8 protein-coding genes are annotated in these 14,225 nt (G+C 71.3%); 2 read left to right on the top strand and 6 right to left on the bottom strand.

Going from position 1 to position 14,225, the window contains the following annotated elements; translation table 11 throughout:
• Positions 1 to 25: 25 nt before the first annotated feature.
• Together OG766_RS32725 and OG766_RS32720 are read right to left on the bottom strand one after the other, a co-directional pair.
• Positions 26 to 1,318, bottom strand: a complete 1,293-nt coding sequence (locus OG766_RS32725) for an anhydro-N-acetylmuramic acid kinase (RefSeq protein WP_328726985.1) — start codon at positions 1,316 to 1,318, stop codon at positions 26 to 28.
• A complete protein-coding gene (locus OG766_RS32720; protein ID WP_266385292.1) occupies positions 1,315 to 2,631 on the bottom strand; it encodes an MFS transporter in 1,317 nt (438 codons plus the stop codon). The genes OG766_RS32725 and OG766_RS32720 overlap by 4 nt, the downstream gene beginning before the upstream one ends.
• 347 nt (positions 2,632 to 2,978) lie before the next feature.
• Here OG766_RS32720 and OG766_RS32715 point away from each other — a divergent pair, with 347 nt between their 5' ends.
• Together OG766_RS32715 and OG766_RS32710 are read left to right on the top strand one after the other, a co-directional pair.
• Positions 2,979 to 6,008, top strand: coding sequence for a family 16 glycoside hydrolase (locus tag OG766_RS32715; RefSeq protein WP_328726984.1), 3,030 nt, complete (start codon positions 2,979 to 2,981; stop codon positions 6,006 to 6,008).
• Between the two features lie 48 nt (positions 6,009 to 6,056).
• Positions 6,057 to 6,854 (top strand): helix-turn-helix transcriptional regulator, encoded by a 798-nt coding sequence (locus OG766_RS32710; protein ID WP_328726983.1) that lies wholly within the window; start codon positions 6,057 to 6,059, stop codon positions 6,852 to 6,854.
• 112 nt (positions 6,855 to 6,966) lie between these two features.
• Here OG766_RS32710 and OG766_RS32705 read toward each other — a convergent pair whose 3' ends face one another.
• From OG766_RS32705 to OG766_RS32690, 4 genes are all read right to left on the bottom strand, one after another.
• The gene (locus tag OG766_RS32705; RefSeq protein ID WP_443045572.1) at positions 6,967 to 8,238 is read right to left on the bottom strand and encodes an alpha-L-fucosidase; all 1,272 of its coding nucleotides are present in this window, start codon (positions 8,236 to 8,238) and stop codon (positions 6,967 to 6,969) included.
• A 103-nt stretch (positions 8,239 to 8,341) separates the two neighbouring features.
• Entirely contained in the window at positions 8,342 to 11,206 is a 2,865-nt protein-coding gene (locus tag OG766_RS32700) for a right-handed parallel beta-helix repeat-containing protein (protein ID WP_328726981.1), read from the bottom strand.
• Between the two features lie 203 nt (positions 11,207 to 11,409).
• On the bottom strand, positions 11,410 to 12,573 hold the full coding sequence (locus OG766_RS32695; RefSeq protein ID WP_266385306.1) for an alkaline phosphatase PhoX: 1,164 nt from the start codon (positions 12,571 to 12,573) through the stop codon (positions 11,410 to 11,412).
• 209 nt (positions 12,574 to 12,782) lie between these two features.
• Positions 12,783 to 14,183, bottom strand: a complete 1,401-nt coding sequence (locus OG766_RS32690; protein WP_328726980.1) for an amidase — start codon at positions 14,181 to 14,183, stop codon at positions 12,783 to 12,785.
• Between the last annotated feature and the right edge of the window lie 42 nt (positions 14,184 to 14,225).

The following is a 14,225-nucleotide window of genomic DNA, read 5'->3' as shown; positions in this document are numbered from 1 at the left end:
CCCGGACCAGTGCAACGCACGGCCGTTAGCGCCTGTCCGCCGGATCGGGTCGCCCGGCGGGATCCGGCGGACGGGCCCCAAGACTGCCCGGCCGCCGGGACGCGCTCCCGTGGTCCGTCGCGGCCGCCGGGTGCGCTCCGGCCGGGCCCGGCGCGACGACGAGTGCGCGGGGGGCGCGTGCGGGCACCGGGGGGAGCCGGAGCGGTTGGCGTCCCGGGGTGATCGAGCCGAGCACGCGCGCTCCCCGCGCCCCGGTGCAGGAGGGCTCGTTGCCCGGGAGACCGTGGAGGGTGAGCCAGCCGAGGACGGCGAACGCGTACGCCTCCTTCGCGGCCGCGGGCAGACCGAGCGCGTCGGACGTCCGCAGCGGGACGCCGGCCAGTTCGTCGCGCAGCATCTCCATCAGTACGGGGTTCCTGGTGCCGCCGCCCGAGGCGATCAGCTCGGTCGCGCCGAGCGGCCGGGCCGCGTCGGCGACGGTCCGTGCCGTCAACCGGGTGAGCGTGGCGATGACGTCCCGGTCGGCGAGCCCGCCGAATCCCGCGAGCGCCGAGCGGAGGTAGTCGCGGTGGAAGAGTTCCTTGCCCGTCGTTCTGGGCGCGGGCATGCGGTAGTACGGCTCCTCCAGCAGCCTCAGCAGCAGCGGCTCGTGGACGCGGCCGCCGGCCGCGAGCGCGCCGCCGGCGTCGTAGGCGAGCCGGCCCGCCGTCAGTTCGTGGACCGCGGCGTCGATGAGCGCGTTGCCGGGCCCGGTGTCGAACGCGGCGGGATCGCCCTCCGCGGCGGGCAGCACGGTGAGGTTGGCGATGCCGCCGATGTTCAGCGCGGCCGGCACACCCGGCCTGCCGCGCAGCCACATCAGGTCGACCAGGCTCACCAGCGGTGCGCCCTGGCCGTTCGCCGCGATGTCCCGGGGCCTGAAGTCGGAGACGACGGGGCGGCCGCAGGCCTCGGCGATCCACGCGGGCTGCCCGAGCTGCAGCGTGCCGTGCACCCGGCCGTACTCGGTCCAGTGGAAGACGGTCTGGCCGTGCGAGGCGATCAGCTCGGCCCGGCCCTGGCAGAGTTCCCGGTCGGCGCGTACGGCGACGTCCGCGAAGGCCCGCCCGATGAGCGTGTCCAGCCGGCACACCTGCGCCAGGGTGGTGGTCGCGGGCGGCAGCGCCCCGGCGAGCGCGGACCGCAGCTCGACGGAGTACGGCTCACTGACCATGCCGAGCGGGGTGAGGACCAGGGTGCCGTCCTCGAGGACCAGATCGGCGGCCGCGGCGTCGATCGCGTCGTACGACGTACCCGACATCAGCCCGACGACCCTCATCGCAGCGGCCTCCGGTGGTCGTCGCCGCGCAGTGTCAGCAGGGCGAACACGCTGACGGCGCAGGCTCCCGCCGCGTAGTAGGCGGGGATGTCGGCATTGCCGGTGCGCTTGATGAGCTCGGTGATGACGAGTCCTGCGCAGCCGGAGAACACCGCGTTGGCGAGGGCGTAGGCCACGCCCAGGCCGGTGCAGCGGACCTTCGTCGGGAACATCTCGGCGAGCATGGCGGGCCCCGGCCCCGCGATCAGTCCGACGACGGCCCCGGCGACCAGTACCGCGCCGCCCTTGGCGGCGGTGGAGGCGCCGGTGTCCTGGAGCAGGTTCAGCAGCGGCAGTGCCAGCAGCACGACGAGTACGGCCCCGGTGAGCATGACGGCGCGCCGGCCGATCCGGTCGCTGAGGAGTCCGGCGGGGATGATCGAGGCGGCGAAGCCCAGGTTCGCGAGGACGGTGGCGATCAGTGCCTCCCGGAACGTCGCGCCCAGCGTGGACTGCAGATACGACGGCAGCACGACGAGGAACGTGTACCCGGCGGCCGCCCAGCCCATGATGCGCCCGGCGCCCAGCACGATGGCGCCGGCGAGCTCCTTCCGGCGTGGCGGCGGAGCGGGTGCGGTCTCCGCGTCGGCCCGGCGGAAGCTGGGTGTTTCCTCCAGCCGGAGCCGCAGCCACAGCGCGACCAGGCCGAGCGGCAGCGTCAGCAGGAACGGGACGCGCCAGCCCCAGTCGTTGAGCGCGGCGTCGGACAGCAGCGTCGCGAGCAGCGCCGCCGCACCGGCGCCGCCGAGCAGCCCGAGGGCGACGGTGAAGGACTGCCAGGATCCGTAGAGCCCGCGCCGGCCCGGCGGTGCGAACTCCGTCATGAGCGACACGGCGCCGGCGAACTCACCGCCCGCGGAAAGCCCTTGGAGCACGCGCAGCAGGGTCAGCAGCCAGGGGGCCGCCGCGCCTGCCGTGGCGTAGGTGGGCAGCAGACCGATGAGGGTGGTGGCGAGCGTCATCAGCCCGATGACCAGGATCAGGGTGGGCCGTCTGCCGATGCGGTCGCCGATCCGGCCGAAGAGCACCGCTCCGATCGGGCGGAAGAAGAACGCCAGCGCGAACGACGCATAGGTCTTGACGAGCGCCTCGACGTCGCTGCCGCCCTCGGGGGTGAAGAAGTTGGCGGCGATGACGGTGGCGAAGTAGCCGTAGACGCCGAACTCGTACCACTCGACGAAGTTGCCGACGGATCCGGCGAACAGCGCGCGGCGGGAACGGGCGAGGGACGGCGGCGGCCGTGACGTGGAATGCAGAGCGGCGGAGTCGGTCATTCCCCCCAGATGCCCGGGACTCCGGAACCGGAACCGTCCCCATCGGTTCGGGCTGCGCGCGGCGCCCTCCACGCCGCTGGGCATCGATTTGCCAGTACCAGGGGGGTAGTTGGCGCTCCGGCTCGTTTCCTTCCCCCTGACCGCCCTGAACTTTGTACTCGGTGATGACGAAGTATGGACACCGCCGGAAAAAGTCTCCTAGGGTGTGCGTCGCAATCGTCGGAGCGTCAGATTCTGCACGCGCTCGTCCGGCGGCCTCCGGATCGGTCCCTACCGATCGCCCCGCGCTGTGGTCCACGTCCACCACCGTCACGTGCTCCCCCGTGCCGGGAGCACCAGGAGGATGCATGAATCCACGCCCGTATCGCCGGCTTCGCGGCTTCCACCGATTGCGTGCGCTTCGCGGACACGTGACCGGCATCGTCATCGCCTCGCTGCTCGCCGGCGGCGCGCTGTCCTCGCCGGCCGCCGCTCAGGCGCCCCGTGCGTCCTTCGACGACCTGCCCCCGCAGGAGCCCGGGGTCACTCTGCGCGTCTTCGATGTTCAGGCGCCGTTGAGCGAGATCTGCGATCTCAAGCCGGGACAGACGCCGAACGTCGACAGGTTGATGCCCACGATCGACTGGAGCTCGGACGCCGACTTCGGTGTCGGCGACCACTTCGTGTCGCAGGTGAGCGGCAACATCACCGTCCCCCAGGACGGTGCGTACGCCTTCCGGCTGACCAGCGACGACGGCTCACGGCTGCTGATCGACGGCAAGCCGGTCATCGATCACGACGGCCTGCACGGAGCGGAGCCCAAGGACGGCACCGTCGAGCTGACGGCAGGTCATCACTCGCTGCGTATCGATCACTTCGACCGTACCGGCGGCCAGCAGATCACCCTGGCCTGGAAGCCGCCCGGTGCCGCCGACTTCGCCGTCGTGCCGAACTCCGTGCTGAGCACCGATGCCGGAGTCGTACGGGTGACAGCCCCCGGCCGCAAGGAGTGCGAGGGCGGCACCGACTCCCCCGGTGACGGGCTTCCCCTGACCGCGGTGCATCCGAACTACACCCTGACCGACCTCCGTCCGAGCGGGTTCGAGCCGCAGATCACCGCGATGGACTGGCTCGCCGACGGGCGACTGGCCGTGACGACCTGGGGTGGTACGGACAACACGGCCGGCGAGGTCCATCTCCTGAGCAACGTCACGGGGAACACCGGCCCGGACAAGGTGACGGCCAAGAAGGTGGCGAGCGGCCTCAAGGAGCCGATGGGCATCAAGGTCGTCGACGGGGCGATCTACGTCTCGCAGAAGCACGAGCTGACGGAACTGAAGGACACCGACGGGGACGATGTCACCGACACCCGCAGGACGGTCGCCACCTGGCCGTTCGGCGGCAACTTCCATGAGTTCGCCTTCGGTCTGCTCTATCGGGACGGGTACTTCTACCTGAACCTGTCGGTGGCGATCGACTACGGCGGCGCGACGACGGATCCCCAGCCCGCGCCGAACCGCGGCACCACGATCAAGGTGAACCGGAAGACCGGCAAGGTGTCGTACGTCGCGGGCGGTCTGCGTACGCCCAACGGCATCGGCTGGGGTCCCGAGGGCGACATCTTCGTGACCGACAACCAGGGCGGCTGGCTCCCGTCCTCCAAGCTGATGCACATCAAGCAGGACCGATTCTTCAACCATCACACCAATCCGGACGGGCCCTTCGACTCCGAGCCGGTGACGCAGCCGGTGCTCTGGCTGCCGCAGAACGAGATAGCCAACTCGCCCAGCACACCGCTCCGGCTGACCAAGGGCCCCTTCGCCGGGCAGATGCTGTTCGGCGACGTGACCTACGGCGGACTGCAGCGCGCCTACCTGGAGAAGGTCAAGGGCGAGTACCAGGGTGCGGTCTTCCGGCACACCCAGGGCCTCGAAGCGGGCGTCAACCGGATCAGCCTGGGTCCGGACGGCGCGATCTACGCGGGCGGCCTCGGCGCCGGCGGCAACTGGGGCCAGGAGGGCAAACTCACCTACGGTCTGCAGAAGCTGACCCCCAACGGCGCCGACGCCTTCGACATCCTGGCCATGCGCGCGAAGCCGAACGGCTTCGAGCTGGAGTACACCCAGCCGCTCTCCGAGGAGACGGCGAAGGAACTGGCCACGCACTACCGGGTCAAGCAGTGGCGCTATGTCCCGACCCCCTCCTACGGCGGCCCCAAGGTGGACGAGGAGACGCTCGCCGTGCGGGCGGCGTCCCTGTCCGCCGACCGCAAGAAGGTCACGCTCGACATCGTCGGCCTGAAGCCCGGGCGGGTGGTGCACGTGCGCTCGCCCCGTCCCTTCAGCTCCGCCGGCGGTGAGACGCTGTGGAGCACCGAGGCCTGGTACACGCTGAACTCCCTGCTCGGCAAGGAGCCTCCGACGACGCTCTACGAGGCGGAGGAGGCGACGCTCAGCGGCGGCGCGGGCACCGGCACGGACCACCCCGGGTACTCGGGCAGCGGCTTCGTCGACGCGTACGGGACCGAGGGGGCGGCCACCACCTTCAAGGTCGTCGCCGGGAAGAAGGGGACGTACGACATCGGCCTGCGGTACGCCAACGGACCGCATCCGTTCACCGGCACGAAGACCCTCAGCGTGTACGTCAACGGCCGCAGGACCGGGCAGACGAGCCTGCTGAGCACCGGCGACTGGAAGGCCTGGTCGACCAGGACCGAGCAACTGCCGCTGCGTGCCGGGCCGAACACCATCACCTACAGATACGACGCCGGCGACACCGGACATGTCAACCTCGATCTCATCACCGTCCATCCTCACGGCAGCCGTGTCGTCCTGTTCGACGGAGCGGACCGGGCGAGCTGGCAGCAGAACGACGGCCGCCCCGCGCAGTGGCCGCTGACCGCGGGCGGGATGGAGGTCTGCTGCGGTGACCTCCGCACCAAACAGGCCTTCGGCGACTTCCGACTGCACGTCGAGTTCTGGCTGCCGGAGCTTCCGCCGGACGTGACGGGCCAGGACCGCGCCAACAGCGGGGTGTATCTGCAGGAGCGCTACGAGATCCAGGTGCTCGACTCCTACGGCGACGTCACCCCCGCCGACGACGAAGCGGCCGCGATCTACAAGCAGAAGGCCGCAGACGTCAACGCCGCCAGGGCGCCGGGGACCTGGCAGACGTACGACATCGTCTTCCGCGCGGCCCGCTTCGACGGCGACGGGACCAAGACCGAGGACGCCCGCGTCACGGTGGTGTGGAACGGCACGAAGGTCCACGACGACGTCGCCATCACCGGACCGACCGGCGCGGGCGCGCCCGAGGGACCGACGGCCGGGGCGATCCGCCTCCAGGACCACGGCAACAAGGTGCGGTACCGCAACGTCTGGATCGAGCCCCTGGCGTAGGGCTCTCACGGCACGGCCCGCCCCGGTCCCGACTGGTAGATTCTCCACGTGACGGAGAGTCATTGGACGGTGCCGGGGCGGGCCGTGGCGGTACGGCTCGACGAGCCGCCGAAGGTGGCGGCGCTCGGGGTCGGCGTGCACGGGACCGCGAGCGATGTCGACGTGTTCCGGCTCCCCGGACTGTGGCAGCTACATCTGTACCGGTACACCGCCGAACTCACCGTCGACGGCGCCGTCCACACGATCCGGCCGGGCCACGTCGGTCTCGTTCCGCCCGGTGCCGTGGTGCGCTACCGCTACCGCGGCAGGTCCGAGCACCTGTACGTGCATCTGGACCTGCCCGGCACCGGTGAGGTGCGGGAGGTTCCCGTGCTCCAGGACGCGGGGGCGCTGACCCCGGTGCTGTCGGAGCTGCTGCAGGGCGCCATCGCCATCGCGCCGCGCAGCCCTCGCCGTGCGGACGCCGAGGTGTGGGGCGCGCTGTGGCGGGTCGCGGAACTGGCCGAGCCCGTCGTGGGCGCTCCCCGGCCGCACGCGTCCGCCGCGGCGGCCATCGCGTACATCGAGTCGAATCTCGCCGGGCGGCTCACGGTGACCGACGTGGCCCGGGCGGCCAGGGTGTCGCACAACCACCTCATCCGGCTGTTCCGTGCCGAGACCGGCGGCACGGTCGTGGGCTACATCCGCCGCCGCAGGATGGAGCGGGCGCGGCATCTGCTGTGTGAGTCGACGCTGTCCATTCCCGCGATCGCGGCGGCCGTCGGCGTGGCGGACCTGCAGGCGTTCAACAAGGCGTGCCGGCGCGAACTGGGCGCGTCCCCGCGCGCGATCCGCGCCGGCGGCTGATCCGGACGCTGAGACCCGGCCCTGGTGAGACCTGGCCCCCGGACCGGACAACCGGCTCCCCGACCGGACCGGACAACCGGCTCCCCGGCCGGCACCCAGGCCGGTGCCGTCCTCAGTCGCGGCCGGTGCCCCGGTAGAGGTCGAGTTCGCCGTCTAGTTCGACGGCCAGCACGGTGGCCTGTTCGTCGACGTCAACCGCTTGCGGAGCGTCGATCCACAGCACACCGGGTACGTCGCCGAGCCCGCCGGTGACACGGTGCGCCAGTTCCGTGCCCGTGCCCACCACCCGTACCCGCCCCACCCGGTTGCGCAGTCCGCGCAGGGAGACCGACTCGCGCGGAGTGTCGAAGCAGACCAGATACAGCGTGCGGCGGTCGGCGGACAGGGTGCTCGGACCGTAGTGGTGGCCGGCCGGCAGCCCGGCGACCGTGCCGTACACGGCCTCCTCGTGCCGGGCGATCCAGGCCCCGAGCCCTTCGAGCCGTTCGACCTGCTCGGCCGGGATCGTGCCGTCCTCGCGCGGGCCGACGTCGAGGAGCAGATTGCCGCCCGCGCCGATCGTCTCGGTGAAGTAGCGCACCAGCTGCCGCACCGACTTGTGGTTGTGGTCCTGGTGCTGGAAGCCCCAGGAGTCGTTGACGGTCAGGCACAGCTCCCACGGCCCGTCCGGCGGCAGCAGCGGCACGCCCTGCTCGGGAGTGGCGTAGTCGCCGTGGCTGAGCATGCGCGCGTTGAGCACGGTCTCCGGGTTGCCCACGAGGATCTGCCGTGCGAGCTCCCCCATCCGCCACTGCTCCTCGCTGCGCTCCCACTCCCCGTCGAACCACAGCAGGTCCGGGCGGAAACGGTCGACGAGTTCGGCCACCTGCCCGTTGCGGTAGGCGAGGAAGCGGGACCAGGCCCCGGGGTCCTCGACGCCGTCCGCGGGAACCACGAAACGGTTGGTCCGCACGTCCTCGTTGGGCGGCTCCGGGTGGACCACGCTCGCGTAGTCCGGGTGGTTCCAGTCCGAGTGCGAGTAGTACAGGCCGACCTTGAGACCCCGCTCCCGCAGGGCGGCGGCGTACGGGCCGACGAGATCGCGGCCGGCCGGCGTGCGCCGTACGACGTCCAGCTCGCCGTGCGCGGTGTCCCACAGGGCGACGCCGTCGTGGTGACGTGCGGTCAGCACGGCGTACCGTGCCCCGGCGCGGAGGAACAGGTCCGCCCACGCGCCGGGGTCGTAGCGCGACGCGGTGAATCCGTCGAGCTGCTTCATGTACCGGTCGTGCGGGACGTCGCCCCGGTAGAAGGACCAGGACTCGGGTACGCCGTCGACCGCGTAGATGCCGTAGTGGAGGAAGATTCCGAGCTTGGCGTCGGAGAACCATGGCTGCATGGGCATGGACGTCACGCTATGCGGGGCGCTCCGGGACCGCGTGGGCCGCGGTCACCGCCTACTGGTCCGTTTTCACCATGCCCACCCCGCATCGGGTCTGCTGCACGTCTCAGCCGGTGATCCGGAATCCGTCGAGGGTGGCGTACTTCCCGCTGCGCTTGACGATCCGGATGCTGTGCTCGCCCGCGCTCAGCCCCGAGACGGCGAAGATCTCGGCCTGGGCCAGGCGCTCGGTGGCCGTGGTGTCCACGAGCCCCTGGGAGACCCCGTCGACGAAGATCTCGACGTCGCCCTGGTCCGAGTACTTCTCGCCGAGCACCGTGACGCCGGTGCCGTGGAAGGTGAGCGTCGCCGCGGCGCCGTCCGCGGTGGTGTAGTGCACGTCGTCGGCGAGGTCGCCGACGCCGCGGTTCGCCGAGAATCCCCAGCTGCCGGTGTGGACGACTCCCGCGGTGTTGTTGACCGTCGCGGTGCCGGACGGCTTGGTGAACGTCACCTCCGTGGCGGCATGGTCGCGCCAGACCGCGAGGCCGACCGGACCGCCGGCCGCGATCCGGTGGTAGACGTTCCAGAAGCTGTTCCGGTCGCCGACCTGCTGACCGTTGATCCCGCGGATGACGTCGTTGACGCGCAGCCCCTGCTGGAAGGCGTACGAGTCCTGCGGCACGGTCTTCAGCACGAGGCCGTCGTAGTCGGTGAGGCCGACGGAGGACTTGAGCTCGTCCGAGTAGATCTGGGTCGCCGTGGCACCGAGCAGTGGCTCGGCGAGCGACTTGTAGGGGTCGGCAGGCGCCGCCCGCCACTCCAGGGGCGGGGGCGTGGGGGCGCCCGGCACGCCGAACCCGGTCATCGGGAAGTTCCGGAACCCGAGGGTGAGTGCCGGGGAGTCGGCCTGGACGGTGTAGTCGAGCTTGGCGGGGTCGGAGAACGGGTTGCTTCCGGTGAACCGGGGATCGGCGGTCAGCGAGCCGGTGTCCAGTCCCCGGGCGCGCCAGGAGTCGTTGATGTCGGGGACGGGCCTGCCGTTGTTCCAGAAGAGGTTCCTGTCGATGACCGGCCGGGACTTGGCCATGTCGACGCCGATGAGGTCGTACGGGTTGTCGGTGACGAAGACGTTCTTCTCGATGACGTCGCCGGTGTCCGCGTACCAGACGTGGAAGTGTCCGCCGCCGTTGACGAAGATGTTGTTCCGTACCGTGCGGTGGAAGCCCTCACGCAGCTTGACGCCTCCGTTGAGCAGCAGGTTGTTCTCGATCAGGTAGTTCGACGAGCCGTCGTCGAGATCGATGTCCCAGGCCGAGGAGTGCCGGATCCGGTTGTGCCGGATGACGGTGGTGTCCATGGCGTCGAGCTTCGCGTACGACTTCTTGGTGGCGTCGTCGGCGTCGAGCGGCCAGAAGCGGTCGCGGCCCCAGGAGTTGAACGGGCCGTGGTCGGAGGTCTCCTTGACGCAGTTGAAGATGTCGTTGTTCTCGACGAGGTGACCGCCCCAGGTGCCGTCGTTGATGTCGACGCAGGCGCGCGGGCCGTCGTGGATCGTGTTGCCGGAGACGGTGATCCGGCGGCTCATCGAGATCTGCACGCCCGAGGTCTGCTTCTCGAACTGTCCGTTGTCGTGCATGTGGTTGCCGCTGATGGTGATGTCGCGAGGATGGTTCTCCGACTTCGGGCCGGGGGTGGTGTCGGTGATCGTCCGGCGCATGGCGTCCCAGGTGGACGGTTCGCGTACGGCGTCGGGGCTGCCGATGACGGCGACGTCCGTGGCACCGGAGTGGCTGAACTCGTTGCCCGAGACGGTGTTCGCGTCGTTGTGGCCGTCGAGGAAGACGGCGTTGCCGCCGACCTGGTCGAAGAGAGAGTTCCGTACGTCGACGTGCGCGGTGTTCTTCAGGTACACGGCGCCCGTGCGCGCGATGGCCCAGTCGCCGAGCTGGAGCTTCTCGTAGGGGTGGGTGAAGAGTGTGCGGTGGGTCTGGGTGAAGGTGAAACCGGAGAAGGTCAGGTGCCGTACCGGCTTCTGCGGACTCTCGCCCTCGACCCTGAGGAGTTCCGCGCGCTCGGCGGTCTCCACACGAGCCGCGGTGAGGTCCGTGCCCTCGGGGGCGTGGTAGTAGAGCTTGCCGGCGGCTTTGTCGTAGAACCACTCGCCGGGGGCGTCCAGTTCCTCGAAGACGTTCTCCACCATGCGGTGGGTGGCGTGCATCCCGCTGCCGCGGTTGTTGTCGCCTACCCAGTCGAGCTTCGGGGTGCCGTCCGCGTTGACGCCGGTCACCTTGAAGGAGTTGCCGCCCCAGGCGCCGTTGTGGAGCGTGCGGACGAGGGCGGTGGTGGGGTTCGCCCAGGTCGCCACGCGGGCGGGTGAGAAGGCGTCCGCGGCGGTGCCGCCGAGAACGGGCTTGTTGGGGTCGTAGTCGGGGTAGCGGGCCAGGATCTGCCGCTTGCCGTCGACGAACAGCTCGTCGAAGTCGAGGCCGGTGCCGATGTCGGTGACCTTGGTCCGCCCGCTGTGGGTTCGCCAGACCGGCCGGAGCGCACGGCCGCCGCTGAGCACGACGTTCTCGCCGGGGGCCGCGGTGTAGTGGACGGGGGCTTTCGCGGTGCCGGAGTCCAGGGGCCCGAACGTCAGGGTGTCGGTCAGGTGATACGTACCGCCATGCACGACGACGCGGACGGGAAGCCGGAGGGTCCGGGAGATCACACGGGCCACCCGCTGGGCGCGTTCGATGGTGCGGAAGGGCCGGGCGGCGCTGCCGGTGGCCCGGTCGGTGCCGTGGGTGGACACATGCAGACTGATACCCGCGGCGGGGGTGGCGCTCGCGGGTGGTCCCGGGAGCAGGGTGAGTCCCGCGCCCATGGCCACCGCGGCGGCACCGGCCGCCAGGCGGAACGGCAGGGACGGACGGCGGTGCACGGACAGGCGGGACAGGGACAGGCGGGACAGGGACAGGCGGGACGGTCTCGGTGTCCGGCGCACGACGGCTCCCCGTGGCTAGTGCCGGACACCACGCCATTCATCCGAGCTATGCGCGGCGCTCCGACGCCCAATGCGGCTACTGGGCGTGGAACTTATGGATACATCGGATGGCTGTCAACAGCGGGAGACGATACTGGGCGAGGATGGCCCGGCCGCCGGGGCCACGGTGGTGCCAGGTCCGCCACCGTGGCCCCTGCTCCGGGTCAGCCGCGGAACGGCCCGGTGACCTCGTAGGTGATGCCGCCGCCCAGGGTGTTGCCGCTGGTGCCGCGCTGGCTGGAGAAGTACAGCCGGCCACCGTCGGGCGAGAACGCGGGGCCGGTGATCTCCGAGCCGGACTGGCCGTTGATCCGCAGGAACGGGGACACCGTGCCGGCGGCCGTGATGATGCACATCTCCATGTTGCCGCCGTCCTCGGCCACGAACATGTCGCCGGCGGAGGCGACGGTGACGTTGTCCACGCCGGTGAGCGGGGCGGCGCCGTCCGGGACCAGTGAGTCGTCGTAGACGAGGGCGATGGTCGAGGCCGCGGCGTCGTAGGCCCACACGCGGTTGTCGCCCTTGGTGGTGAAGTAGCAGATGCCGTCGGCGTAGTGGCAGCCTTCGCCGCCGTTGAACCGCTTGGCACCGGCCACCTGGCTGCGTGTGGTGGGCGAGCCGTCCGGGTCGGGGACGACGGCCCAGCTCACCGGCCCCGAGGTGGCGGCCGTGTCACCGACGAGCACTTCGAGGGTGCCGCCGGACAGGTCGCCCCAGGCGTTGGGGCGGAAGCGGTAGAAGCAGCCGTCGGTCTCGTCCTCGGTGAGGTAGACGACCTGGCGCTGCGGGTCGCAGGCGGCCGCCTCGTGTTTGAAGCGGCCCATCGCGGGTCGCCGGACGGCGCCCTTGGCCCCCCACGGGTCCGTCTCGTAGACGTAGCCCCGGCCGACCTCCTCGCAGGACAGCCACGTCTGCCACGGGGTGGCGCCGCCCGCGCAGTTGGAGTTGGTGCCGCTGAGGATGCGGTAGGCGCCGGTGACCGTACCGGAGGAGTCGAACCTCACCGCGCTCGCCCCGCCGATCAGGGGCAGTTCCGAGTTGGACACGTAGATCCAGCCCGTGCCGTCGGCGTAACAGGCCCCGCCATCGGGGGCGGAGTGCCAGCCGTACGAGGTGCCCGGGACGCTCTGCCCGGAGCGGGCGATCACCCGGCTGCTGAACCCGCCGGGCAGTTCGATGCCGTTGGCGTCCGCGGCGCCGAGCGGTCCGTAGGGCCCGGTGCCCGGCTGGGCCGGATCGGCGTGGGCCGCGCCCCGCCACAGCGAGCCGCCGAAGGCCGCTGCCGAGGTCCCGATGACTGCTCCACGCAGGAAGTTACGACGTTCCACGGTTTCTCCACCGAGTCGTGTCCTGTACCGGCGGGCCGGACGGCCGCCGGGATCGCGCCGTCGGGAGGCTAGGCAGGGCGGATGGCCGGGTCGGCAACGTCCTGTGAACGCCGGTGTGCGGACGAGAGACCTGGAGGCAGCCGTTCCGGGCATCGCGCGTCCCGCTCCGGCCGGGAGCAGGACGGGACCGGACACGACCTGACGAAGCCCTACGGGGCCAGGGGTGTGTGTCCGGCCCAGGGGCGGGCCGTCTCCAGCTGGGCGGCCAGGGAGAGCAGGGTCGTCTCGTCGTCGCGGCGGCCCACGAGCTGTACGGCGAGCGGCAGTCGGTCGTCGGTGAACCCGGCCGGGACCGAGGCCGCGGGGTTGCCCGTGACGTTCCACAGCGCGCAGTACGCGATCATCGGCATCGCCCGCAGCGCGGCCCGGACCGTTCCGGTGCCGCTCAGCCGTCCGGTCCTGGGCGGGAGGCCCGCGATCGTCGGCGTGAGCAGCACGTCGACGTGCTCGAAGACCCGGTTCGCCCTGGCGGCGGTCCTCTCGCCCTGGGCCATGGCCCACCGGGTGACCCCGGGACGGGCCCAGGCGCCGAGGCGGACCGTCTCACGGGTACGGCGCTCCAGGCGGCCGTAGTCGTCCATCGCGAACGCCTCGGTGCGCAGCCCGGCGAACCACTGGGGCACGAACGCCGCGGTCGGGTCGGGGTAGTGGGGGTCGATCTCCTCGACGTGGTGCCCCAGTTGCGCGAGCAGCGCCGCCGTGTCGGTGACGGCCTTGACGACCTCGGGCGCGGGCCGTACGCCGAGCGCGGCGGGCTTGGTGGACCAGCCGATCCTCAGCCGCGGGGGTTCGGCGGCGGCCGCCGCCGTGAACGAGGTGGCCGGCTCGCCGGCCCGGAACATGTCCCCCTCGGCCGGGCCGCGGATCGCGTCGTGGACGAGGGCACAGTCCATGACGGAGCGCGTCAGCGGACCGAGCACGCCGAGCCCCCACCACAGGTGCGGATGCGGGGAGGTGCTGACGCGTCCCCGGGTGGGCTTCAGCCCGAACAGGCCGCAGCAGGCGGCCGGGATCCGGATCGAGCCGCCGCCGTCCCCGCCGAGGGCGGCCGGTACCAGACCCGCGGCGACCGCGGCCGCCGAGCCGCCGCTGGAGCCGCCGGGCGAGTGCTCGGCTGACCACGGGTTGCGGGTGCTGCCGTGCGCCGTCGACTCGGTGAACGGGAACAGGCCGAACTCGGGCATGTTCGTCTTGCCGATGACGACCGCACCGGCAGCGCGGAGCCTGCGTACGACCTCGCTGTCGGCGGGCGCGGGCCGGGTGTTGGCGGCGGTGCCGAAGGTCGTCACCCGGCCCTCGACGTCGTTCTCCTCCTTGATGGCGACCGGCACTCCGTGCAGCGGGCCCCGGTCCTGCGGCGCGGTGGAGTCCCGGCGCTCAGCCTCGGCCAGCGCCTCCTCGGCCATGACGACGGTGAACGCGTTGAGACTGCCGCCGTGCTGCTCGATGCGGGCGAGCAGCAGCCCGGTGAGTTCGCGGGCGGACACGTCGCCCGCGCGGATGGCCGCGGCCTGTCCGGCGACACCTGCGTACGCAAGATCGTCAGTCATGGCGGGGAACGTACCGCCCGCCGGTGCCCCTGAAGAAGCGCA

It is taken from the genome of Streptomyces sp. NBC_00259 (assembly GCF_036181745.1).
GTDB classification, from domain to species: Bacteria; Actinomycetota; Actinomycetes; order Streptomycetales; family Streptomycetaceae; genus Streptomyces; species Streptomyces pratisoli.
This window is presented reverse-complemented; position numbering and strand designations above follow the sequence as displayed.